The organism is Streptomyces sp. NPDC030021, assembly GCF_055574035.1.
In genome coordinates this window covers 1-23,794 of record NZ_JBVIAH010000006.1, presented here as the reverse complement: position 1 = coordinate 23,794, position 23,794 = coordinate 1, and the positions used below count along the sequence as shown (strand labels likewise).

Here is a 23,794-nt window from a genome sequence, read left to right as displayed (position 1 = left end):
GGGAAACCCGGCTCCGCCGGGCACCAGGCTCTGCCCGGACCCTCCCCCAGCTACCGCTGGGAGGTGCCCCCTGCTCAAACGCCGACGAGGCTTAATCGGCCGGAGCCCCCGACAGGTCGCCGCGCCCGCACTCTCGCGAATGGGCCGGGGCCGACCGCTGCCGAACCGCCACGCAGCGAACCCCGTACCGCCCGAACGACCCGCACCGCCGAGGAGACCCACCCGTGAGCGACCACCACGCCGAGCACCCCGCGTGGAGCGAGCCCGTGCAGACGGCCCCGGCCGCTCCGGTCCAGGCCGCCGCGCCGGTGACCCCCGCCGACGCCGCCGACGCGGCCCGGCTCGTCGCCTTCGGGCTGCAGCCCAAGCTGCTCCCCGCCCGGGACGCCGAGTACGCGGAGCTGCTCCGCCGCTACCGCGAGGACCCCGCCTTCGGCCGGCTCGCCGACGCCGTCGCCACCGGCCTCGGCCTCGTCGTCCTGGAGGTGTCCCCGCGCGCCGGCATGGCCGTGGCCGCCGGTGAGGACTCCGTCTTCGCCGTCCGGATGGGCGACTACGCCCGCCGCACCGCCGCCGACTCCGCCGACCGCTTCCTGCACGGCCTCGCGCACCTCGCCGTGGCCGCCCTGGCCTTCCCGCGCCCCGAGGACCTCGCCGACGACGGCTACATCGGCCGCATCACCGTCAACGGCGTCGACGCCTTCGTCCGGCAGACCTGCCGCCGCCTGGAGGAGCGCGCCGAGGAGCTCGGCGAGAACACCGACCCGGCCTCCGACGCCCCCGGCCTGGAGGCCGCCTGGCGCGTCTACGCCCGCCGCAGCGCGACCGGCGCCACCAAGGACGCCCGCCGCCTCGCGGGCTCCACCACCGGCATCGTCGGCAAGGCGGCCGCCTTCCTCACCGACTCCGGCTTCCTCCAGCGCACCGGGGACGAGGCCGGCGGCACCTACCGCACCACCCCCCGCTACCAGCTCCAGGTCCGTGACATGGCGGGCAGCGCGGCGATGGCCGAGCTCCTGGAGCTCGGCGTGGTCCCCGTCAGCGACGGCTCCGCCACCCTGCTGCCGCCGCCCGAGGGCGACGACCTGGAACTGGCCGCCGACGCCGGGCTCCCGTTCCACGCCTGAGCCCCCGGGCCCCGCGGCCCGCGCCCCGAACCCCGTACGTCCTGCCTCACCAAGACACCACGAGAGTCCGCCGCCATGTACGAGCTGTCCCGGATCCGCCTCTACTCCATCGGGCCCGCCGGTGCGCGCTACGCCGACACCGTGCTCGACCTGCGCGGAGTCGGCGAGCCGGTGCCCCACCCGGCGCCGACCCAGGCGGAATTCTTCGAGGACGAGCCCACCGGCCCGCCGCGCCGGCCCGCGCCCGCCGGGGTGCTCTTCCTGGAGAACGGCGGCGGCAAGTCCGTCCTCCTCAAGCTGATCTTCTCGGTGATGCTCCCCGGCCACCGCAACACCCTCGGCGGCGCCAGCTCCGGCGTCCTGCGCAAGTTCCTGCTCGCCGACGACTGCGGCCACGTCGCCCTGGAGTGGCAGCACACCCAGACCGGCGAGTGCGTGGTCGTCGGCAAGGTCAGCGAATGGCGCGGCCGCCAGGTCTCCAACGACCCGCGCAAGTTCGCGGAGGCCTGGTACTCCTTCCGCCCCGGCCCCGGCCTGAGCCTCGACAGCCTGCCCGTCGCCGAGGCGACCTCCGTGCGCCCGCCCGTCGAAGGCGCCTCCGGGGCGCAGGGCCGCCGCCGCACGATGAAGGGCTTCCGCGACTCCCTCACCGAGGCGGGCAAGGCGTACCCGCACCTGGAGGTGTACTTCGAGGAGATCCACGACCGCTGGAACGAGCACCTCACCGAACTCGGCCTCGACCCCGAACTCTTCCGCTACCAGCGCGAGATGAACGCCGACGAGGGCGAGGCGGCCGGCCTCTTCGCGGTCAAGAAGGACTCCGACTTCACCGACCTCCTGCTGCGCGCCGTCACCGACACGCGCGACACGGACGGCCTCGCCGACCTCGTCCACGGCTTCGGCAACAAGCTCGGCCGCCGCGCCGAGCTCATGGCCGAACGGGACTTCACCGCAGGCTCGGTGGACCTGCTCACCCGCATCGTCGAGGCCGCAGGAGCCCGCTCCCGGCTGCGCGACGTGCACGCGGGCGCGGAACGCCGTACGCGCACCCTCGCCCGGCGGCTGTCCGCCCGCGCCGCCGAGGAGCGCGGCCGGGCCGCCGACCTCGCCCAGCAGGTCACCGGCGCCGCCCACCAGGTCACCGCCGCCGAGTCCGCCCGCACCCGCAGCGCCGCCGTCTCCGCCGAACTCGCCTACCGGCACGCCTCGCTGGCCCTGACCGTCGCCGACAAGGCCGCCGCGGCCCAGCGCCGCGAACTCCTCGAAGCCCGGACCCTGCACTCCGCGTGGCAGGCCGCCGAGAACGTGCTGCGCCACCGCGCCGCGTCCGACCGCTCCGCGCGGGTCGCCGCCGCGATCCTGGAGGCCGAGCGGGACGCCGCCCCGGCCCTGGCCGCCCGCGCCACCGCCGCCGGTGAGCTCGTCCGCGCCCTGCACACCGCCGCCGAGCACGGCGAGCGGCTCGCAAACGAGGAGGAGGAGCGTTCCGCAGCCCTCCAGGCCACCGGCGAGGACGCCCACCGCGACGCCACCGCCGCCGCCACGGCCGCCCAGCGGGCCCGCAGCGAGGCCGAGCACCTGCGCTCGCGGCTGGCCGAGGTCCAGCAGGAGACCGCCGAGGCCGTCCGCGCCGGCTGGCTCGACGACACCGCCCCCGACGCCGACCCGGCCCGCGCGGCCCTCGCCGCCACCGACGCCGAGAAGACCGCCGTGGCCGCCTGGGACGAGTCCCGGGAAGCGGCCCGCGCCACCGCCGAGGCCGCCCGCGAGGCCGCCGCCGCGGAATCCCGCGCCGAGCTCACCGCCGCCCGCGCGGCGGACGCCGCCGACGCGGCCGAGGCCGCCCACGACGCGGAGCACCGGGCCGCGGCCTCCCTCGCCACCGCCCCGCGCCTGGCCGAGCTGCTGGGGCTCCCGTCGGTCCCCGCCTCCTTCCTTCCCCACCCGCGCACGCAGAGCGGTACCTCCGGCGCCCTCGCGGGCTCCGGCGCGCAGGCCGCGTCGGCCGGGACCGCGCACGGATCCGCCGCGCACGGTCCGGCCCCGGCCGGTCCCGCCGGCCGCCCCGAAGCCGCCGCAGGCGGCGGGCTCACCGTCGCCGACCTCGACCGCAACGCCGATGACCTGCGCACCCTGCTCACCGACGGGGTCGCCGCGGCCGAACGCCAGCTCTTCGAGCTGCGCACCGCGGCCGCCGACGACGCCCGCATCCTCGGCGCCCTCGGCGACGGCGGCCTGCTGCCGCCCGGCCCGGACGTCCTGGCCACCGTGGAGTACCTCGGCGAGCACGGCATTCCCGCCCTCCCCGGCTGGCGCTACCTCGCCCAGTCCGTGGACCCCGCCGACCACGCCGCCGTCCTCGCCGCCCGCCCCGAACTCGTCGACGGCGTCGTCATCACCGACCCCGACACCCACGGCCGGGCCCGCGAGGTGCTCTCCGGCGCCGCCCTGCTGCCCCGCTCCACCGTCGCCGTCGGCACGGCCGCCGCCCTGCTGGCCCCCCTGCCGCCGGCCGACGCCGGAGACGACTCCGGGGTGTTCCTCGTACCGCCGAACCCGGCCATGCACGACGAGCACGCCGCCGACGAGGAGCGCCAGGCGCTGCGCGCCCGCGCCGCCGCCCGCGACACCGAGATCCGCGACCTCGCGGCCCGCCTGGGCGGTGACCGCGAGCTCGCCGCCCGCCTCGGCTCCTGGCGCACCGGCTGCCCGCCCGGCCGCCTCACCGAACTCGCGGAAGCGGCGGCCGCCGCCCGGATGTTCGCCGAGGAGACCGACGCCGAGCTCGCGGAGGCCCGTACCGTACGCGCCGAGGCCGACGAGGCCGCCGCCGACGCGGCCCGGGTCCGCGAAGAGCGCCAGGACGCCGCCCAGCGCGCCCGCCGCGCCGCCGACGCCCTCGCCGGGCTCGCCTTCCGGCTGCGCGAGCGCGCCGGCTGGCAGGCCAAGCTCCGCGAACTCGCCGACGACGCCGCCGAGTCCGAGGCCCGCGCCGAGGTGTGCCTGGACCGGGCCCGCGCCGCCGACGAGGACCGCCGCGCCGCCCAGCGCGCCGCCGACGACGCCCGCCGCACCGCCCGCGCCCTGCGCGCGGAACGCGCCGAGATCGCCGGCGCCCCCGACCAGCTGCCCGACAGCGACGGTGACGGCCCCCGGGCGCCGCTGCCCGACCTGCGCGAGTCCTACCGCGCGGCCTCCCAGCTCTACGAGAAGGTCGGCGTCGGCGCCGACCTGCGCGCCGAACAGGCCCGCGCCGAGAGCGACGAGAGCGCCGCCCTGGCCGAGCTCGACCGCCTCACCAACAAGGTCCGTACCCGGGCCGCCCAGCTCCTCGAAGGCACCGACGGTGCCGACGGCCCCTCCCGGCAGGCCGCGGCCGCCCGCGCCGAGTCCCTCGTGCAGATGCTGGAGACCCGCGCGTCCACCGCCAGCGAGCAGCTCGGCCGGCTGCGCGGCGAGGCCGAACGGCACGCTCCCACCGAGGGGGAGGCGCACACCGAACTCCCCGAGGATCTCGTCCCCGAGGACGTCGAACAGGCCCAGGCCCTGCTGCGTACGGCCACCGCCCAGCTCGCCGCCCACAGCGCGGCCGTGGAGAGCGCCCGGGCCGCCCACGCGGACCTGCTGCGTGCCCACCGCACCGCCGAGGACGGCGCCGGCGGCTTCGACGAGACCGCGGCGATGCTCCGGGACCTGCTGCGCGACCACACCCACCAGGACGACGAGCAGGAGCCGGTGCCCCACGCGGGCACTCTGGAGGAGGCCCGCCAGTCCGCCACCGAGGCCCGCCGCTCCCTGCGCGGCTGCTCGGCCGACCTCTCGGCCGCCGAGTCCGCGGTGCGCGAGGCGAGCGACATCCTGGTCCGTCACGCCAACGCCACCCGCTACGAGCAGGTACGCACCCCCGCGCGCCAGCAGATCCGCGAACTGCCCGCCTCCGCCCTGCCCGAGCACGCGGCGGCCTGGGCCGCGGCCTTCGCGCCCCGGCTGCGCGTCCTCACCGACGAACTGGCCCAGCTGGAGCGCAACCGCGACAGCATCGTCGACCGCCTGCGCGGCCTCGTCGAATCGGCCCTGGCCACGCTCCGCTCCGCGCAGCGGCTCTCGCAGCTCCCCGAGGGCCTCGGCGAATGGTCGGGCCAGGAGTTCCTGCGGATCCGTTTCGAGGAGCCGGACCAGGCCACGCTCACGGAGCGGCTCGGCGAGGTCATCGACGAGGCCACCCGAGCGGCCGTGAAGAAGAACAGCAGCGCCTCCTTCGGCGAGGGCCGCCGTGACGGCATGTCCCTGCTGCTGAGGGGCGTCCAGGCGGCCCTGGAGCCCAAGGGCATCTCCGTGGAGATCCTCAAGCCGGACGCGGTGCTGCGCGCCGAGCGGGTGCCGGTGGGGCAGATGGGCGACGTGTTCTCCGGCGGGCAGCTGCTGACCGCCGCGATCGCGCTGTACTGCACGATGGCGGCGCTGCGGAGCAACGACCGCGGCCGTGACAAGCACCGGCACGCGGGCACGCTGTTCCTCGACAACCCGATCGGCCGCGCCAACGCCACGTACCTGCTGGAGCTCCAGCGGGCCGTCTCCGACGCGCTGGGCGTCCAGCTGCTCTACACGACCGGCCTGTTCGACACCACGGCCCTCGCCGAGTTCCCGCTGGTGATCCGCCTGCGCAACGACGCGGACCTGCGGGCGGGCCTGAAGTACATCAGCGTCGAGGAGCACCTGCGCCCGGGGCTGCCGCAGCAGTCCGCGGAGACGGAGGCCATCCACGGCGAGATCACGGCGACCCGCATGTTCCGCCGCAGCGGCGTTTCCTGACGCGCGGGGGCGCCGGTACGAGGGCGTCAGCGCGCGGAGTAGCGGCCGGAGGCCGTCAGAGGGCCGTCCTCGCGGGGTATTCGGCCCGCGGCGGCCTTCCGGGCCTCCCGGGCCGCCCGGGCCGCCCGACGGGCCTCCCGGCGGCGGCTGCGTGCCGTGCTGCTCGGCTCCGACAGGACCCCGTACCGCTGGTTCCAGGTCTGCCGGGTGATCCACACGTCCAGCACGCCCCAGGTGGCCACGATCGTCCCCGCTATCGCGCCGAGCCCCATCGGGAGGGCCAGCCAGGACCCGGTCAGGGTCAGGAAGAACGTGATCGTCGCCTGTGTCAGGGTCACGGCCACGATCAGCACCGCCCGCACCGCGGAGGTCCGTACCGAATCCGGCATCCGGCGCCGCCGGGCCGGCTCCTCGACCCACAGTCCCCGCCCGGCCGCACCGGCACCCAGGCCCGCGCTCACACCGCCGCCCTCGTCACTGCTCATGGTCCGCTCACTCCCCAACGCGCGGTCCGTCATGCCTGCTCGCCCTGCCTACTTGCCACGTCTGCCCACCACGTCCATCCACCCCTCACGTCCGCTGCGACGTGCCCCCTCGAACAGACAGACGTTCGGCGGTGCCGAGAGATTCCCGGATCGCGGATACCTTCACGGGCCGGAATGATCGCGGAACGAACAATTCCAGCCATCCATCGAGTCGCGGGAACCGACGCCCCACCAAGTGTCATCTGCCACATATCGGGCCACAGTTGACCGGAAGTGTCGGACAACTGGTGATCTTCCTCCCGGGGTCAGGCCGAAAACGTCCGGACACGCCTTCGAACCTGCCCCGCAGCAGTAGTAGGCTCACGCCGTTTAAATGACGGAACACCGACCCCCGGCAACGGGGTTGACCTGGGGGAGGCTGGGGAGGCCATGCGCTTTCGCGGGAAGTCCATCCGCCGGAAGATCGTGGCGTTGCTCCTTGTGCCGCTCGTCTCCCTGACCGCCCTCTGGGGCTTCGCGACAGTCATCACCGGCCGTGAGGCCGTCCAACTCTTCGACGTGGCCTACATCATCGACAAGGTCGGCTACCCCGTAGAGGACGTCGTCCGCGTCATCCAGAAGGAACGGCGCCAGACCCTGGTCGTCCTCGGTGACCCCCGGGCCGCCACCGCCACGGCCGAACTCACCAAGCGCCGCGCCGAAACCGACCTGGCCGTCGAGCAGATCAGCGTCAGCGCCCGCGACGCCAAGGTCATCGACGAGCTGAGCCCGCAGAGCGCCCAGCGCCTGCGCTCGATCGTCGCCGCCTTCCAGGGCATCGGCACCATGCGCCGCTCCGTCGACCAGAACGCCCTGGACCCCACGCAGGCCCTGGATCTCTACAACCGGCTGGTCGACCCCTGCTACGACTTCCTCATGAACCTCCACGGCCTGGACAACGTGGAGGTGGACAAGGAAGGCCGCGCCCTCGTGGGCATCAGCCGCGCCCGCGAACTGCTCTCCCGCGAGGACGCCGTCATCGCCTCCGCCCTCGCCGCGCGCAACGTCACCGCTCCCGACGTCCGCCACGTCTCCGACTTCGCCGCCAACCGCGGCCTGCTCTACGAGTTCAACCTCGTGACCCTCCCCGCCGACGACCGGGAGCGCTTCGAGAAGTTCTGGAAGGACCCCGCGACCCAGCCCCTGCGCGACGCCGAGGAACGCTTCATAGCCGGCGGCGCCGTCAACAAGCCGCGCAGCGTCACCGCCGCCCAGTGGGACGAGGCCTCCACCAAGGTCCTCGAAGACCTGGCCGGCATGAACACCGACGCCGGCAACCGCTACCAGGAGCGCATCGAGCCCGTCGCCATGGACGTCATGGTCCAGGCCGCCGCCGCCGGCATCCTCGGCTTCCTCGCCCTGACCGTGTCCCTGGTCCTGTCCGTACGCATCGGCCGCGACCTCGTCCGCGACCTGTCCCGGCTGCGCAAGGAGGCCCACGAGGCCTCCGGCGTCCGGCTGCCCGGCGTGATGCGCCGCCTCGCCGCGGGCGAGCACGTGGACGTGGAGACCGAGGCACCCCACCTCGAATACGAGAAGGACGAGGTCGGCCAGGTCGGCCAGGCCCTCAACACCCTCCAGCGCGCCGCCGTCGAGGCCGCCGTCAAGCAGGCCGACCTGCGCCGCGGCGTCTCCGAGGTGTTCGTCAACCTGGCCCGCCGCAACCAGGTGCTGCTGCACCGCCAGCTGACCCTCCTCGACACCATGGAACGCCGTACCGAGGACACCGAGGAACTGGCCGACCTCTTCCGCCTCGACCACATGACCACCCGCATGCGCCGGCACGCCGAAGGCCTCGTGATCCTCTCCGGCGCCGCGCCCTCCCGCCAGTGGCGCAAGCCCGTCCAGCTGATGGACGTCGTACGCGCCGCCGTCGCCGAGGTCGAGGACTACGAGCGCATCGAGGTGCGCCGGCTCACGCGCCTGGGCATCGTCGGCCCGGCCGTCGCCGACATCACCCACCTCATCGCCGAACTCCTGGAGAACGCCACCGTGTTCTCGCCGCCGCACACCGCGGTCCAGGTGCACGGCGAGCGCGTCGCCAACGGCTTCACCCTGGAGATCCACGACCGCGGCCTCGGCATGACCCCGGAAGCGCTGCTCGACGCGAACCTCCGGCTCGCCGAGACCCCCGAGTTCGAGCTCTCCGACACCGACCGCCTCGGCCTGTTCGTCGTCAGCCGCCTCGCACAGCGCCACAGCGTCAAGGTCGTCCTCCAGCCCAGCCCGTACGGAGGCACCACCGCGGTGCTCTTCCTCCCCGCGGCCCTGCTGACCGAGGCTCCCGAGACCAACGGCGCGGGCGCGCGGTTCGACGGCGCCCGCGCCGCCGCCAAGCCCCTCAGGTCCGACAAGGCCGGCCACCTCGGCCGCTCCGGGTCCGAGCGTCCCACCCCCGCCGCCATGGAGCGCGCACACTCCGGCCGCCAGCTGCCCGCGGCCGAACTGCGCGGACCGGTCGAGCTGGAGGCCCCGCTCCCGGCCGGCGGCCTGGACCGGCTGGACGGCCTCGGCGACCCCGCCGCGCTCGACGACGCCCCCACGGCGATCACGAGCCGCATCGGCGCCCCCGGCCGCCCGGTCATGGCGACGCTCGACGACGAGACCCCGCCGAACGGCATCCCGCGCAGCGCCCTCCTGGGCCTGCGCCCGGCGGACCGGCCGCACACCGACCGGCACGCGGACCGCGGCGGCTCCCGCAAGGGCGACCGCGACCGCGAGTCGCTCGCGCCCACCGGCCCGGTCCGGCTGGACACCCAGCGCGTGGAGACCCCGCGTCCGGACGGCCCCCGCTCCCAGGGCGCCGTACCGCTGCCGCGGCGGCGCCCGGCCCCGACTCTGGTCGCCGAGCACGGCCGCCGGGTGGAGCCCCGCCCGGTGTCCGTGGTCCCACAGCCCTCCCCGGCCTCCACGGCCGGATCCGATCCTGGATCCGATGCCGGGGCCGCCGCACCCGGCCCCGGCATCGGCGGGCTGCCCCGCCGGGTCCGCCAGGCCAGCCTGGCGCCCCAGCTCAAGAAGTCCCCGTCCGCCGCCCCCGCCGAAGCCGCCCCCGACCAGGCGGCCGACCGCGACGCGGATGACGTACGTACGCGCATGTCCGCACTCCAGCGTGGCTGGACGGCGGGCCGCAACCAGCACGCACAGCAGAAGTCCGAGACCGAGGCAGGCACATCCGCCGCCGACGGTCCCGCGAACGAGAACGAAGGGGACGGTCGATGACCGCACCGCAGACCGGCAACGACACCAGGGGCCGCGGCTCCGGCCCGCTCAACTGGCTCCTCGACGAGCTCGTCGACCGGGTCGGCTCCATCCGCAAGGCGGTGGTCCTCTCCGGCGACGGCCTGCCCACCGGCAGCTCCAAGGACCTGACCCGCGAGGACAGCGAGCACCTGGCGGCGGTCGCCTCCGGCTTCCACAGCCTGGCCAAGGGCGTCGGCCGCCACTTCGACTCCGGCCGGGTCCGCCAGACCGTGGTCGAACTCGACGAGGCCTTCCTCTTCGTCATGGCCGCGGGCGACGGCAGCTGCCTGGCCGTCCTGGCCGACGCCGACTCCGACGTCGGCCAGGTGGCGTACGAGATGACGCTGATGGTCAAGCGCGTCGGCGACCACCTGGCGACCGCCCCGCGCACCGGGCTGCCAGCCGGAGGGTGAGTCGTAAGGCATGAGCGATTCACGCCAGGACCACCCCACCGGAATTCCGGCCGGCTTCACCGTCGACCCGTCCTCCTCCGACCCCGACCACCTGGACCCCGACCACGCGCACTGGTTCGACGACGACGCGGGGCCCGTCGTCCGCCCGTACGCCATGACCCGCGGCCGGACCAGCCACGCGGGCCAGCACCGACTCGACCTGATCGCACTCGTCGTCGCCGAACCGGCGGCCGACGATCCGGTCTGGGACATGACCCTCTCCCCGGAACACGCCCACATCCTCGGGCTGTGCCGGGGCCGACCGCAGTCGGTCGCCGAACTCGCGGCCGACCTCGACCTCGCCGTCGGGGTCGTCCGCGTCCTGATCGGCGACCTGGTCGACGAGGAACTGGTCCACGTGACCAGGCCGGTACCACCGGCAGAACTGCCCGATGAATCCATTCTGCGTGAGGTGATCGATGGCCTTCGGGCGCTTTAGCCGCACCGGTGCCATGCACGCGGTGTCGCCGGTCGAGCCGCTGACCTTGAAGATCCTGGTCGCGGGCGGCTTCGGGGTGGGCAAGACCACCCTGGTCAGCGCGGTGAGCGAAATCAGACCGCTGCGCACCGAGGAACGGCTCTCCGAGCCGGGCGTCGGTGTCGACGACACCGGGGGAGTGGAGGGCAAGAGCACCACCACCGTGGCCATGGACTTCGGGCGCATCACGCTCCGCGAGGACCTGGTGCTGTACCTGTTCGGCACGCCCGGGCAGGACCGCTTCTGGTTCCTGTGGGACGAACTCGCACAGGGTTCGCTCGGCGCCGTCGTCCTCGCGGACACCCGCCGCCTCGCCGACTGCTTCGCCGCCATCGACTACTTCGAGCGGCGCGCGATCCCGTTCGTCGTCGCGGTCAACTGCTTCGACGGAGCCGACCGGCACCCCGTGGTGACCGTACGGACGGCACTGGACCTCGACCCCGGGGTACCGGTGCTGCTGTGCGACGCACGGGACCGGGAATCCGTGAAGGACGTGCTGGTGGGGGTCGTGGAACACGCGATGTCCCTGGCCCGCGAGCGACGCCGGAGCCTCTCGGCGGGAGCCTGACACGGAGGCGGCCCGTACCCCCGCCGACTGGGGTACGGGCCGCAGCTCTCACGGGGGGACCAGGGTCCCGGTCGCGGCGCGGGACTGTGGAGCGAGTGTGAACCTGCCGCCGGGGGCCGTCAAGCGTTCGGACAACACCAGCAGTTCAGCGCACGGCGACCACGGCCGACCCGTGCCCGAACAGCCCCTGGTTCGCGGTGATCCCGGCCCGCGCACCGGGCACCTGCCGCTCGCCGGCCGTACCGCGCAACTGCCAGGTCAGCTCACACACCTGCGCGATCGCCTGCGCCGGCACCGCCTCCCCGAAGGAGGCCAGCCCGCCACTGGTATTGACCGGGATCCGGCCACCCAGCGCCGTCGCCCCCTCCCGGACGAGCTTCGCCCCCTCACCCTCCCCGCACAGCCCGATGTCCTCGTACCACTCCAGCTCCAGGGCGGTGGACAGGTCGTACACCTCGGCGAGCGAGAGGTCGTCCGGACCGAGCCCCGCCTCCTCGTAGGCGGCGCGCGCGATCGAGGACCTGAAGGATCCGGCCGCCGGAGCCACCGCCGGGGCCACCGCCGGTGCCGAGTCGGTGGCGATGTCCGGCAGGTCCAGCACCGTCCGCGGATAGGTGGGCGTCACCGTCGAGACGGCCCGGATCCGTACAGGATCGGCCACCCCGTGCGCCCGGGCGAAGTCCATGCTCGTGAGCACCAGGGCCGCGCCCCCGTCGGAGGTGGCGCAGATGTCGAGCAGCCGGAGCGGATCGGCGACCACCGCCGAGGCCGCGACCTCCTCCGCGGTGACCCGCTTGCGGTAGCGGGCGTACGGATTGAGCAGACCGGCCGCCGCGTTCTTCACCTTGACCTGGGCGAAGTCCTCCAGGGTGTCCCCGTGGAGGGCCATCCGGCGCCGGGCGTAGAGCGCGAAATAGGCCGGGTTGGTGGCGCCGAGCACGCGGAACCGCAGCCAGTCCGGATCGTCGGGCCGGTCGCCGCCCGCCGGGGCGAAGAATCCCTTGGGCGCGGCGTCCGCGCCGACCACGAGCACCACGTCGGCCAGGCCTGCCAGGATCTGCGCGCGGGCGGCCCCGATGGCCTGGGCGCCGGACGCGCAGGCCGCGTACACGCTGGTGACCCGCGCGCCCTGCCAGCCGAGCGCCCGGGCGAAGGTGGCGCCCGCCACGTAGCCCGGGTAGCCGGAACGCACGGTGTCGGCGCCGACGATCGACTGCACCTGCGTCCAGTCCAGTCCGGCGTCGGCCAGCGCCGCCCGCGCGGCGGCCCGCCCGTATTCGACGAAGCTGCGGCCCCATTTGCCCCAGGGGTGCATACCGGCCCCGAGGACGGCGATGTCGGCGCTCACTCGGCGCCCCCCACCGGCCGGAACTGCCAGGTGGTCCAGACGGTCCCGGCGTCCTCGTTCAGCACGCCCCCGACCACCTCGACCTCCATGCCGACGGCCAGATCCGCGACTCCCACCCCCGGCGCGGCCTGCCCCAGGACCACCATCCCCTCGGCCTCCAGCTCCACCGCGACCAGCGTGTACGGCTCCCAGGGCGCGGCCGGGTCGGACACGTACGGCGCGGGCGGCCGGTAGCGCCCGTCGGTGTAGGACCAGACCCGGCCGCGCGGGGAGAGGGGGACCTCGGCCAGTTCGCCGCCGCTGGGGCAGTGCGGATTGCGGCAGTAGGCGTCCTCGCGGGGGAAGAACACCGCGGTACAGGCCGAGCAGCGGGTGCCGAGCAGCCGGAAGCCGCCGCGGTCCGGTGCGTCCTCGGTGAACCACCCGCTCACGACGGGTGTGCGTGTGCGTGCCACGATGCCCCTCCCTGGTCAGAGATCTGACGGATCGTCAGGAGTCTGCCACGGGTGAACGGCCCTGACACGGGTTCTCGGCAAGCCACTTCTGCGCGATCTCGGCCAGCTCCGCGTCGCGCCCGGCCAGCATCATCCGGATCATCTGCGCGTCCCCGCGCAGCGACCATCCGGGATGGCCGAAGGTGGCCGGATTGTTCCCCTCGATCAGGAAGTGCGCGGGCCAGGCGGTCCCGTACCCGATCAGTGGGAGCGCGGCGAGGTAACGCCTGCGGCCGCGCGCCAGCCCGTAGGCGGTCACGGCCAGACCGGTGAGGGTGCCGGTGAGATGGATCCAGCGGGTGGCGGCGCGCGAGTGCATCGCGACGTAGTACGGCCAGAATTCCTCGTACGAGGTGAAAGTCATGCGGGCACGGTACTCACGGCCGGACACGGGCGACAGTCTCCGGCAAGCCCCGGGCGGCGCCGCAACGGCCCTCATCCCCAAGCCCCTTGGCATAACATCGCCGGATGCCGGCACAGCTGAAGGACTCGCACTGCTCCACTTGCGGAGCCCCGTACTCCACCCCTGCGTGGCCCCGCACCTGCGCGGCCTGCGGGGCGACCGCCTACCGCAATCCGCTCCCGGTGGCCGTCACCCTCCTCCCCGTCGAGGACGCGGACGGCACCGGCCTCGTGGTCATCACCCGCACCATCGAACCGGCCCTCGGCGGCGTCGCCCTCCCCGGCGGCTTCATCGATTTCGGTGAGGACTGGCGCGACGCGGTCGTCCGTGAACTCTTCGAGGAGACCGGCATCACGGCCCCGGCCTCGGAGGTCGTCCTGGCCGACGCCCTGAGTTCCCCGGCGGGTCACCTCCTCCTCTTCGGCCTCCTCCCGGTCCGCCCCGCCGCGGACCTGCCCGCCTCGAAGCCGACGGACGAGACCACCGGCTGGCACGTCCTGCGCACCCCGTCGGTGCTGGCCTTCCCCCTGCACACCCAGGCGGCGGCGTCCTGGTTCGCGGGCAAGTACGCCTGAGCCCGACGCCCCTGAGCCCGGGGCTGCTCGCAGCCCCGGGCCCTGCAGGGTCGGCGTCAGTGCCAGTTGCTGATCTGTACGTCGCGCGGATGCGGCGCGCCGGATCCCGTCTCCACCAGGGACTTCAGGCTCATCAGGAAGATCGCCCACTTGGTGCTGCAGTGGTTCATGAACTCGACCGGTTCGCGCCAGCCCGCGTGCGCGAACAGCAGGATCGTCCACTCGCCGTCCTGGGTCAGCTCGAAGCTCACCGTGGTCCCGACCCACTCGGCCGGACCGTCGACGACCTCCCACAGCACCCGCGCGTTCGGCCGCAGGTCGAGCACCTTCATGTCGAAGCCGCCGACGTCGCCGAACCGGAACTCCAGGACGCCGTCGCCGTTCCCGCTCGTGTCGGTCGTCCACCACGCGGCCAGGCCCTCGACCGTGGTGAGCGCTTCGTACACCTTCTCCGGGGTTGCGGTGATGCCTACCCGGTGCAGGATGTCCACCATCTCGCTCTCCTCACTTCTCCGTGTCACTTCTCCGCGTTCTTGGCTCTTTGGATCGCTTCGGCGAGGCTCTTGACGCGCCGCAGGCGGGCGTCCCACATCTCGCCGACCGCGTTCAGCTGCGCCACGGCCCGGGCCAGCTGGGCCTCGTCCACCTGATAGCGCTTCTCCCGTCCCGACGGCGCGGACCGGACCAGCCCGACCCGGTCGAGCACGGCCAGGTGTTTGGTCACGGCCTGCCTGGTCACCGGCAGGTGCGCGCTGAGGGTCGTCGCGGTCCCCTGGCCGTCGGCCAGCAGGAGATCGATCATCCGGCGCCGGGTCGGGTCGCCTATCGCGGACCACAGGTCGTCGTCGACGGCGGTGCTCATCGCGTGGCCGCCAGCCGGTCGGCCGTCGCGACCAGGCGCGGCAGATAGAAGTCCCAGCCCTGCCGGTGGTCGTTGTAGTGGGCTTCGAGCACGGCGGCCTCCCAGCCCCGCTCGCGGTATCCGCTCTCGCGGAAACGGACCGTGGTCCCCTTGTCCGTGGGGACGAGCTCGAAGGTCACCAGCAGGGAGTTGCCCGGACCGGCCGACTCCGTCTCCGTCTCGTCGTAGGTCCAGCGGAACGAGAACGTCCGCGGTGGGTCGGCCTCCACGACCGTGAACGGCGCGGACTGCTGTCGACCGGTGTCCTCGTCGGTCCACGTGAGACGGGCCGTCGCGCCCGCGACCGGCTCGAACGCGGTGTCGGCGCTCCACCACTCCCGGATGTGCTCGGGGCTGCTGAGCACCTCGAACACCACCTCGGGCGAGGCGTCGACGTGCAGCTCGCGCTCGATGCTCCCGTACTCCATGGCCGTCTCCATCTATAGCAACCTTCGGTTGCATATAAAGCTAGCCCACCTCCTGCGGATGCGCAACCGATGGTTGCGCATCCACAGGAGGAGGAAGGCGGCAGCGGCACCACGGGCCCGTACGGCCACGGGCCCGTACGGCCACCGGCCCGTGCGCCTACAGGCCCCGAACCGTGACCCCCTCCACCGGGTTCCCCGCCTCGTCCTCCACCACCACCGCGTCCCCCAGCCACCGCACCGTGTACCGCTCCACCTCGCCCGCCGCGAATCCCGGCCCCGGGTCCCGGATCACCACCCCGCCCCCCGTGCGCCCCCGCGCCGGAGCCCAGACCTCCAGCTCCACCCCCTCGCCGGAGGCGGCCCGCACCGGCAGCACGGCCCCCGCCCGCGCCAGCACCGGGATCCGGCCCTGCGGCGCGTCCAGCAGGATCTGGCCCGGGCCCTCGTACGCCGCCCCCGTCGCCGTGTCGTACCAGCGCCCCCGCGGCAGCCGTACCGCCCGCCGGTCCGCCCCGCACTCCAGCACCGGCGCCACCAGCAGCGCATCACCCAGCAGGAACGCGTCCTCGCAGTCCCGCAACGGCCGCTCCTCCGGCGTCCCCCACCACACCGGCCGCACGTACGGGGCACCCGTCCGCCGCGCCAGATGGGCCAGCGTCACGAAGTACGGCCGCAGCCGCTCCCGCTCCGCCATCACCGCCCCGGCCTGCTCCGCCACCTCCGGACCGAACTCCCACGGCTCCCGCCGACCCGCCCAGATCGCCGAATGGGTCCGGAACAACGGCAGATAGGCCCCCAGTTGCAGCCACCGCACGTACAACTCCGGCGACGGGGACCCCCCGAACCCGCCGACGTCCGGACCCGAGTACGGCACCCCGCACAGCCCGAGCCCCAGCACCAGCGCCAACGAGGCCCGCAGCCCCTCCCAGCTGGACTCCACGTCTCCCGACCACGTGCCCCCGTACCGCTGCATCCCCGCCCACCCCGACCGCGAGAACAGGAACGGCCGCTCGGCGGGCCGCAGCCGCACCAGCCCCTCCCACCCCGCCCGCGCCATCGCCAGCGCGTACACGTTGTGCCCCTCGCGGTGGTCACCGCCCGCCCCGTCCAGCGCGTGCCGCGCCGACCTCGGCAGCGTCGTGTCCCCGAACGGCGCGAAGGACACCGGCTCGTTCATGTCGTGCCAGAAACCGGCGAAGCCCTGCGCGAGCCGCTCCTCGTACAGCCCGCCCCACCACTCCCGCACCGCCGGATCCGTGAAATCCGGGTACGCGCACTCACCCGGCCACACCTCACCGCGCACCTCCCCGCCCCGCGCGTCCCGCACGAAGGCCCCGCCCTGCCCCACCGTCAGCCCCGACGCGTGCACACCGTCGCCCGCCTTCACCGCCGGGTCCACGATCGACACGAGCCGCACCCCAAGCTCACCCAACTCCCTCGCCAGCTCCGGCAGATCGGGGAACCGGCCCTCGTCCACCGTGAACACCCGGTGCCCGTCGTAGTGATCGATGTCCAGGTGCACGGCCGACAGCGCGAGCCCGCGCGCCGCGTACCCCGCCACCACCCGCCGCACCTCGTCCGCACTCCCGAAGCCCCACCGCGCGTGCTGGTACCCCAGCGCCCACTCCGGCGGCACCGCGGCCGCGCCCGTCAGCCCCGACCACCCCTGCAGCACCCGCGCCGGCGTCCCCACCAGCACCCAGCACCGCAGCGGCCCGCCCTCCATCCGCAGCTCGCTCGCCCCCGGCCGGTCCGCCCCCGAACCGGCGCCCTCCTCACCCTCGCGCAGCACCACCCGCCCGTCCCACGAGTTGTCGTGGAACACCAGATGCGTCCCCGCGTCCGCCACCACCAGCTGCACCGGCATCGTCAGGTACAGCGGATCGACCCCCGGCCCGAAGCCACCCTTGGGATCCGTGTTCCACAGCCGGTACGCCCCGTCCCGCAGCCGCGGCCCCGCGGCCCGCCCGCCCAGCCCGAAGAACCGCGCGTCCGCCGGCACCTCGCTCCGCTGCAGCCACCGCGCCGCGCCCATCCGCGGATCCACCGGCTCCCACCACCGCGGCGGCGCCTCCCGCCGCAGCACCGCCCCGCCCGGCGTACGCACCTCCAGCGCCCCGTGCCGCGACACCGCCACCGTCACCCGCTCCGACACCACCCGCCAGCCGCCCCCGGTGTCCGGCTCCAGCACGGCCCGCGGATCCGGCTCCGGGCCGTCGCCCACCACCGCGTACGAGGGCGTCGGCCCGGCCCCGTCCCAGCTCCAGAACACCGCGCCGCCCACCGTCACCCGCACCAGTAGGTCGGAGCGCGCGAACCGGAGCACGCCCCCGCCCGGCCGGGCCTCCGTACCGGTCAGCAGCCCCGGCACGCGCGCCCGCTCCGCGCCCCGGCGCGGCAGCCCCACCGCGTCCGAGCGCCGGTGGCGCCAGGCCGAGCGCCAGGCGCGCCGACCGCGCTCCGTACCGATGTCTTTCACCGCACGTACCAGATCACGACCGTTCATGCCGCTCACCCTGCCACCGGCCCCCGGCCGAAGGGACGGCGTTCAACTGCCGTTCACCCGGCAGCGGCACCCCCGTGCCGATCCCGACCCGCCAGGACAGCCCTGGTGCAGCGCACGATCACATGGCATGGTCCCTGTGAGCCGCCGCGCCCGTACCCCCGCGCGACGGCACCGTACGCACACGAAGCGCGAGCCGCAGACTTGACCGGGAGCCGACCCATGACCTCAGCCACGCAGCCGGAACCCCTCTGGGCGCCGGGCCCCGACCGGATCGCCGCGGCCCGGATCACCGCCTTCCAGGCCTGGGCCGCCGAGCGCCACGGAGCCCCCGCCGACGGCGGCTACCCCGCCCTGCACCGCTGGTCCGTCGACGAGCTCGACACCTTCTGGCAGGCCGTCGCCGAGTGGTTCGACGTCCGCTTCACCACCCCGTACGCGTCCGTCCTCGCCGACCGGTCCATGCCCGGCGCGCAGTGGTTCACCGGAGCCACCCTCAACTACGCCGAGCACGCCCTGCGCGCCGCCGAGGACCCGGCCCGCGCCGGCGACCCCGCCCTGCTGTACGTGGACGAGACCCACGAGCCCGTCCCCGTCACCTGGGCCGAGCTCCGCCGCCAGGTCGGTTCGCTCGCCGCCGAACTGCGCGCCCTCGGCGTCCGCCCGGGCGACCGGATCAGCGGCTACCTCCCCAACATCCCCGAGGCCGCCGTCGCCCTCCTCGCCACCGCCGCCGTCGGCGGGGTCTGGACCTCCTGCGCCCCCGACTTCGGAGCCCGCAGCGTCCTCGACCGCTTCCAGCAGGTCGAGCCCGTCGTCCTGTTCACCGTGGACGGCTACCGCTACGGCGGCAAGGAGCACGACCGCCGCGACACCGTCGCCGAGCTCCGCGCCGACCTCCCCTCCCTGCGCGCCGTCGTCCACATCCCGCTCCTCGGTACGCCCGCCCCCGCCGGCGCCCTCGACTGGGCCGCCCTGACCTCGGGCGACACCGAGCCCGTCTTCGAGCCGGTCCCCTTCGACCACCCCCTCTGGGTGCTGTACTCCTCCGGTACGACCGGCCTTCCCAAGGCCATCGTCCAGTCCCAGGGCGGCATCCTCCTCGAACACCTCAAGCAGCTCGGCCTGCACTGCGACCTCGGCCCCGAGGACCGGTTCTTCTGGTACACCTCCACCGGCTGGATGATGTGGAACTTCCTCATCTCCGGCCTGCTCACCGGTACGACCGTCGTCCTCTACGACGGCAGCCCCGGCTACCCCGACACGGGCGCCCAGTGGCGCATCGCCGAACGCACCGGCGCCACCCTGTACGGCACCTCCGCCGCCTACGTCATGGCCTGCCGCAAGGCCGAGGTCCACCCGGGCCGCGACTTCGACCTCTCCGCCGTGAAGTGCGTGGCCACCACCGGCTCCCCGCTCCCGCCCGACGGCTTCCGCTGGCTCCACGAGGAGGTCGCCGAAGACCTCTGGATCGCCTCCGTCAGCGGCGGCACCGACGTGTGCAGCTGCTTCGCGGGCGCCGTTCCCACCCTCCCGGTGCACATCGGCGAACTCCAGGCCGCCTGCCTCGGCACGGACCTCCAGGCCTGGGACCCCTCCGGCAAGCCGGTCACCGGCGAGGTCGGCGAGCTCGTCGTCGCCAACCCCATGCCGTCCATGCCGATCCACTTCTGGAACGACCCCGACGGCAGCCGCTACCGCGACAGCTACTTCGAGATGTTCCCCGGCGTCTGGCGCCACGGTGACTGGATCACCATCACCGACCACGGCTCGGTGATCATCCACGGCCGCTCCGACTCCACGCTCAACCGCCAGGGCGTCCGGATGGGCTCCGCCGACATCTACGAGGCCGTCGAACGCCTCCCCGAGATCAAGGAATCCCTGGTCATCGGCCTGGAGGAGCCGAACGGCGGCTACTGGATGCCGCTCTTCGTCCACCTCGTCCCCGGCGCGACCCTCGACGACGACCTGCGCGCCCGGATCAAGGCGACGATCCGCGAGGGACTCTCCCCGCGCCACGTCCCCGACGAGATCATCGAGGTCCCCGGCATCCCGCACACCCTCACCGGCAAGCGCATCGAGGTCCCGGTCAAGCGCCTCCTGCAGGGCGCCCCCCTGGCCAAGGCGGTCAACCCGGGATCCGTCGACAACCTCGACCTCCTCCACTTCTACGAGGAGCTGGCCCGCACCCGCGGCTGAGGCCACTGTCAGTGGCGATGATTACTCTGAGTGAGCAAGTGATTGCGACACTCAGGGGGAGCCATGCCACGCAAGAACGACACCGGTACGCCCACGGGCACGCACCGGACCCGCACCACCGACCGGCGCCGCCTGCTGCGCCGCGAGGTCCCCGGCACCATCGGCCTCCTGGCCGACGCCGGGGACTTCGCGGCCATGCGCGGCTACCGCAGCTTCACCTTCGACGACCACCAGGACTACCTCCACCACGTGGACGGCCTGCTCAGGTCCCGCGCGGCCCAGGGCATCCACACCACCGTCGCCCTCTTCGACCCCGAGGAGTACGCCGAGTTCTGCGGGGAGACCGGCCTCGACCCGGACACGGCCGAAACCCGCGCCCGCTTCACCGCCGAGCTGGCCGGCAGCGGCGCCCTCCTGCCCTACAGCGGCCAGCCCATCGACGAGCTCGTCCCGCTCCTCGTCGACGAAGCCGTCCGCCAGGCCACCTGGGAGTACGCCACCGGCCTCCTCGCCGAGGTCGGCCACTGCGCGGACTGCGGCGAGGACATCGGCCACGCCTCCTTCGACCGCGCCTCCGACGCGCTCAAACGCCTCGTGGCCGGCGCCGGCGTCGGCCACCACCACTTCGTCTGCAGCATCCCGACCGAGGTACGACAACTCGTCGCCGTCCTGCACGCCGACACCACCGGCGACCCGGACACCCCGCCCCGCATCGAAGGCCGGGATGGCCTCGACTTCGTGACGGTCCTCGCCGCGGGACTCGCCCTCGGCGGCACCGGGGGACTGGTGGTCCGCACCACCGGTGAGGGCCGCCGGGACCGGGTCCACGGCTGGCGCCTGGACCGCGGCCGGCTCACCGCCCTGTCGGCCGCGGCCGTCTTCAACGCCTACTGCACCGACGCCGACACCGGAGAACCCGTCGCCCCCGAATCGGGCGTCGAATACTGCCCGGGCTACGACGTCGACGCACCCGGACCGCACCACTGACCGGTCCGGGACGGACCGAGGGGCCCTCGCCACCGGCGAAGGCCCCTCGAAACCGCACCACACCCTCCGGCTACTCGCCGGACAGCACCGCCTGCGCGGCCACCCGGGCCTCCTCGGCGCTGTCCGCCGCACGAGCCGCCGCCGCGGCACGCTCGCACTGGGCCAGCGTGTACTTGGCGAGCGTCGCCCGCACATAAGGAATCGAAGCGGCACCCATCGAAAGAGAGGTGACCCCCAGACCGGTCAGCACACAGGCCAGCAGCGGATCGGAAGCGGCCTCGCCACAGACACCGCAGCTCTTGCCCTCCGCCCTGGCGGCATCCGCCGACATGGCGATCAGGTCGAGCAGCGCCGGCTGCCACGGGTCCTGGAGCCGCGAGACGGCACCGACCTGCCGGTCGGCGGCGAAGGCGTACTGGGCCAGGTCGTTCGTGCCCAGCGACAGGAACTCGACTTCCTGGAGGATGGAGCGTGCCCGCAGCGCGGCGGAAGGGATCTCCACCATCGCGCCGAACTTCGCCTTCAGACCGGCCTCCCGGCAGGCGTCCGCGAAGGCCTTGGCGTCGATCCGGTCGGCCACCATCGGGGCCATGACCTCAAGGTAGACCGGCAGCCCTTCGGCCGCCTTGGCCAGCGCGGTGAGCTGCGTACGCAGCACGTCCGGGTGGTCCAGCAGCGAGCGCAGCCCGCGCACACCCAGCGCCGGGTTGGGCTCGTCGCCCGGCGTCAGGAAGTCCAGCGGCTTGTCGGCGCCGGCATCGAGCACCCGCACGACGACACGGCCCTCGGGGAAGGCTTCGAGCACCTTGCGGTAGGACTCGATCTGCTTCTCCTCGGACGGCGCCTTCTTGCTGTCGTCCAGGAACAGGAACTCGGTGCGGAACAGACCCACACCCTCAGCCCCCGCCTCGACGGCGGCCGGCACGTCCGCGGGACCGCCCACATTGGCCAGCAGCGGCACCTTGTGACCGTCGGAGGTCGCACCCGGACCGGACGACGCGGCCAGGGCCGCCTTCCGCTCGGCGGCCGCAGCCTCCAGCTCGGCCCGCTTCTGCGGCGACGGGTCCACGAACAGGTCACCCGTGCTGCCGTCCACCGCGATCATGGTGCCCTCGGCGATCTCACCGGCACCCGGCAGAGCCACGATCGCCGGCACGCCCAGCGCCCGCGCGAGGATCGCGCTGTGGCTGGTCGGCCCGCCCTCCTCGGTCACGAAACCGAGGACGAGCGCCGGGTCGAGCAGCGCCGTGTCGGCGGGAGCCAGGTCCCGCGCGATCAGCACGTACGGCTCGTCGCTGTCGGGCACGCCCGGCATCGGCACCCCCAGCAGCCGCGCCACGATGCGGTTGCGTACGTCGTCCAGGTCGGCCACCCGGCCGGCCATGTACTCGCCGGCCCCGGCGAGCAGGTCGCGGTACGCGGCGAACGCGTCGTACACACCGCGCTCCGCGGTGCTGCCGACGGCGATCCGCCGGTCGACGTCCGCCATCAGCTCGGGGTCCTCGGCGATCATCGCCTGGGCCTCGAGCACGTGCTGGGCCTCGCCACCGGCCAGCTGGCCACGCGCGATCAGATCGGCCGCCACGGCACTCACGGCCTGACGGGCGCGCCCCTGTTCGCGCGCCGCCTCGTCCGCGGTGATCTGCCTGGCCGGCGGCTCCAGAACCGCCGTGCCCATGTGCCGCACCTCGCCGATCGCCACCCCGTGGCTCACGCCGACGCCTCGCAGCGTTGTCTCCATTTCACCCGTCTCCGATTGAGCGGCGGGCCGAGCCGCCGCGGTGGATGTACGACTCGCCCGTACGGGCGGACGCGTCACTGCCAGCTGAAGAGGGCGTCGTCAGCCTTCACGTCGCCGGATTCGACGACGTCGGAGAGGGATTCGGCCGTCGCTTCCAGCGCCACGACGGGGCAGATCGGCGACTTGCCGGCTTGCTCGACAGCAGCGGGGTTCCAGCGGATGACGGCCTGGCCGCGGGTCACGGTGTCGCCCTTGTTCACGAGAAGCTCGAAGCCCTCGCCGTTGAGCTGGACCGTGTCGATCCCGAGGTGCGTGAGTACACCGTGCCCCTCGCTGTCGACGACTACGTACGCGTGCGGGTGCAGGGAGACGACCACACCGTCGACGGGGGACACCGCCTCCGACGCCTCACGCACGGGATCAATAGCGGTGCCCGGTCCCACCATCGCGCCGGAGAACACCGGATCGGGCACTGCCGCGAGTCCGATGGCGCGCCCGGCAAGTGGGGACGTCACGCTGGTCATGGGGGCCTCCCAGGGGTGGGGCTCTTCGTGTCGCCGTCACTACCTGTCGCGAACGGCGTACTCTTCAGAAGGATATGGCACTAGATGTTCGGGTTCGCCCGATGTAGGTCCTGATCCGGGCGTCTCCGTTGGCACGGAGACTAGTGGACTAGACCGGTGGACTAGACCATACGCCTGAATCGATTTGCTTGGGCACCCCCAGAGCTGTACTGTCGTGACTCCCGCCAGGACGCCTCGTGTGAACTTCTCGCGAACGGCCGATGGACGGGACTCCTCCTCTTCAGCATCGATCTTGATCCCCTTTCTTTTCGTATGCCTTTTCGGCCATGCGGAGAGTGGTCAGGGAGAAGGAAAACCGCTGATAGAGTCGGAACCGCCGGAAAGGGAAAGCGCGAAAGCGAAAACCTGGAAAGCGCCGAGGAAGTCGGACACGAAAGAGTCTGATAGAGTCGGAAACGCAAGAACAGAACGAAAGCCCGGAGGAAAG

At 73.6% G+C, this 23,794-nt stretch carries 19 protein-coding genes; 9 read left to right on the top strand and 10 right to left on the bottom strand.

What is annotated here, in order from left to right:
• Nucleotides 1–224 precede the first annotated feature (224 nt).
• A complete protein-coding gene (locus ACZ4YL_RS13350; RefSeq protein WP_468116328.1) occupies nucleotides 225–1,127 on the top strand; it encodes a hypothetical protein in 903 nt (300 codons plus the stop codon).
• A gap of 75 nt (nucleotides 1,128–1,202) precedes the next feature.
• Nucleotides 1,203–5,939, top strand: a complete 4,737-nt coding sequence (locus ACZ4YL_RS13345) for a hypothetical protein (RefSeq protein WP_468116326.1) — start codon at nucleotides 1,203–1,205, stop codon at nucleotides 5,937–5,939.
• A 26-nt stretch (nucleotides 5,940–5,965) separates the two neighbouring features.
• Here ACZ4YL_RS13345 and ACZ4YL_RS13340 read toward each other — a convergent pair whose 3' ends face one another.
• The gene (locus ACZ4YL_RS13340; RefSeq protein WP_468116324.1) at nucleotides 5,966–6,424 is read right to left on the bottom strand and encodes a hypothetical protein; all 459 of its coding nucleotides are present in this window, start codon (nucleotides 6,422–6,424) and stop codon (nucleotides 5,966–5,968) included.
• A gap of 429 nt (nucleotides 6,425–6,853) precedes the next feature.
• Between ACZ4YL_RS13340 and ACZ4YL_RS13335 the strand changes: the two genes are divergently transcribed.
• The 4 genes from ACZ4YL_RS13335 to ACZ4YL_RS13320 are packed head-to-tail and all read left to right on the top strand — an operon-like array spanning nucleotide 6,854 to nucleotide 11,204.
• A complete protein-coding gene (locus ACZ4YL_RS13335; RefSeq protein WP_468116322.1) occupies nucleotides 6,854–9,685 on the top strand; it encodes a sensor histidine kinase in 2,832 nt (943 codons plus the stop codon).
• The gene (locus ACZ4YL_RS13330) at nucleotides 9,682–10,119 is read left to right on the top strand and encodes a roadblock/LC7 domain-containing protein (protein WP_030016314.1); all 438 of its coding nucleotides are present in this window, start codon (nucleotides 9,682–9,684) and stop codon (nucleotides 10,117–10,119) included. The genes ACZ4YL_RS13335 and ACZ4YL_RS13330 overlap by 4 nt, the downstream gene beginning before the upstream one ends.
• A 10-nt stretch (nucleotides 10,120–10,129) precedes the next feature.
• Nucleotides 10,130–10,597, top strand: a complete 468-nt coding sequence (locus ACZ4YL_RS13325; RefSeq protein WP_382550373.1) for a DUF742 domain-containing protein — start codon at nucleotides 10,130–10,132, stop codon at nucleotides 10,595–10,597.
• Entirely contained in the window at nucleotides 10,578–11,204 is a 627-nt protein-coding gene (locus ACZ4YL_RS13320; protein WP_030016310.1) for a GTP-binding protein, read from the top strand. Before ACZ4YL_RS13325 ends, ACZ4YL_RS13320 begins: the two co-directional genes overlap by 20 nt.
• A gap of 145 nt (nucleotides 11,205–11,349) precedes the next feature.
• Here the strand turns inward: ACZ4YL_RS13320 and ACZ4YL_RS13315 are convergent, their stop codons facing one another.
• Genes ACZ4YL_RS13315 through ACZ4YL_RS13305 form a run of 3 tightly spaced genes read right to left on the bottom strand, consistent with a single transcriptional unit; the run spans nucleotide 11,350 to nucleotide 13,410 of the window.
• Nucleotides 11,350–12,552 carry a lipid-transfer protein gene (locus tag ACZ4YL_RS13315; RefSeq protein WP_468116319.1) on the bottom strand — a complete coding sequence of 401 codons (1,203 nt, stop codon included), beginning with the start codon at nucleotides 12,550–12,552 and terminating at the stop codon, nucleotides 11,350–11,352.
• A complete protein-coding gene (locus tag ACZ4YL_RS13310; protein ID WP_468116317.1) occupies nucleotides 12,549–13,007 on the bottom strand; it encodes a Zn-ribbon domain-containing OB-fold protein in 459 nt (152 codons plus the stop codon). The genes ACZ4YL_RS13315 and ACZ4YL_RS13310 overlap by 4 nt, the downstream gene beginning before the upstream one ends.
• 34 nt (nucleotides 13,008–13,041) lie before the next feature.
• A complete protein-coding gene (locus tag ACZ4YL_RS13305; RefSeq protein WP_390802551.1) occupies nucleotides 13,042–13,410 on the bottom strand; it encodes an Mpo1-like protein in 369 nt (122 codons plus the stop codon).
• Between the two features lie 104 nt (nucleotides 13,411–13,514).
• On the opposite strand from ACZ4YL_RS13305, the gene ACZ4YL_RS13300 reads away from it, so the two are divergent.
• A complete protein-coding gene (locus tag ACZ4YL_RS13300) occupies nucleotides 13,515–14,024 on the top strand; it encodes an NUDIX domain-containing protein (protein ID WP_468116315.1) in 510 nt (169 codons plus the stop codon).
• Nucleotides 14,025–14,080: 56 nt separating this feature from the next.
• Here ACZ4YL_RS13300 and ACZ4YL_RS13295 read toward each other — a convergent pair whose 3' ends face one another.
• The 4 genes from ACZ4YL_RS13295 to ACZ4YL_RS13280 form a co-directional block, all read right to left on the bottom strand.
• A complete protein-coding gene (locus tag ACZ4YL_RS13295; RefSeq protein ID WP_468116313.1) occupies nucleotides 14,081–14,518 on the bottom strand; it encodes an SRPBCC family protein in 438 nt (145 codons plus the stop codon).
• 23 nt (nucleotides 14,519–14,541) lie between these two features.
• Nucleotides 14,542–14,886 carry an ArsR/SmtB family transcription factor gene (locus ACZ4YL_RS13290; protein WP_468116311.1) on the bottom strand — a complete coding sequence of 115 codons (345 nt, stop codon included), beginning with the start codon at nucleotides 14,884–14,886 and terminating at the stop codon, nucleotides 14,542–14,544.
• The gene (locus tag ACZ4YL_RS13285) at nucleotides 14,883–15,365 is read right to left on the bottom strand and encodes an SRPBCC domain-containing protein (RefSeq protein WP_468116309.1); all 483 of its coding nucleotides are present in this window, start codon (nucleotides 15,363–15,365) and stop codon (nucleotides 14,883–14,885) included. Before ACZ4YL_RS13285 ends, ACZ4YL_RS13290 begins: the two co-directional genes overlap by 4 nt.
• 145 nt (nucleotides 15,366–15,510) lie before the next feature.
• Complete coding sequence (locus ACZ4YL_RS13280; RefSeq protein ID WP_468116307.1) at nucleotides 15,511–17,859, bottom strand: glycoside hydrolase family 31 protein; 2,349 nt, start codon at nucleotides 17,857–17,859, stop codon at nucleotides 15,511–15,513.
• A gap of 219 nt (nucleotides 17,860–18,078) precedes the next feature.
• Between ACZ4YL_RS13280 and ACZ4YL_RS13275 the strand changes: the two genes are divergently transcribed.
• A complete protein-coding gene (locus tag ACZ4YL_RS13275) occupies nucleotides 18,079–20,055 on the top strand; it encodes an acetoacetate--CoA ligase (RefSeq protein WP_468116305.1) in 1,977 nt (658 codons plus the stop codon).
• Nucleotides 20,056–20,118: 63 nt separating this feature from the next.
• On the top strand, nucleotides 20,119–21,042 hold the full coding sequence (locus ACZ4YL_RS13270; protein ID WP_468116303.1) for a hypothetical protein: 924 nt from the start codon (nucleotides 20,119–20,121) through the stop codon (nucleotides 21,040–21,042).
• A 70-nt stretch (nucleotides 21,043–21,112) separates the two neighbouring features.
• On the opposite strand, the gene ptsP is transcribed toward ACZ4YL_RS13270, so the two are convergent.
• Entirely contained in the window at nucleotides 21,113–22,783 is a 1,671-nt protein-coding gene (ptsP, locus tag ACZ4YL_RS13265) for a phosphoenolpyruvate--protein phosphotransferase (RefSeq protein WP_468116301.1), read from the bottom strand.
• Between the two features lie 74 nt (nucleotides 22,784–22,857).
• Nucleotides 22,858–23,307, bottom strand: coding sequence for a PTS sugar transporter subunit IIA (locus ACZ4YL_RS13260; RefSeq protein ID WP_468116299.1), 450 nt, complete (start codon nucleotides 23,305–23,307; stop codon nucleotides 22,858–22,860).
• Between the last annotated feature and the right edge of the window lie 487 nt (nucleotides 23,308–23,794).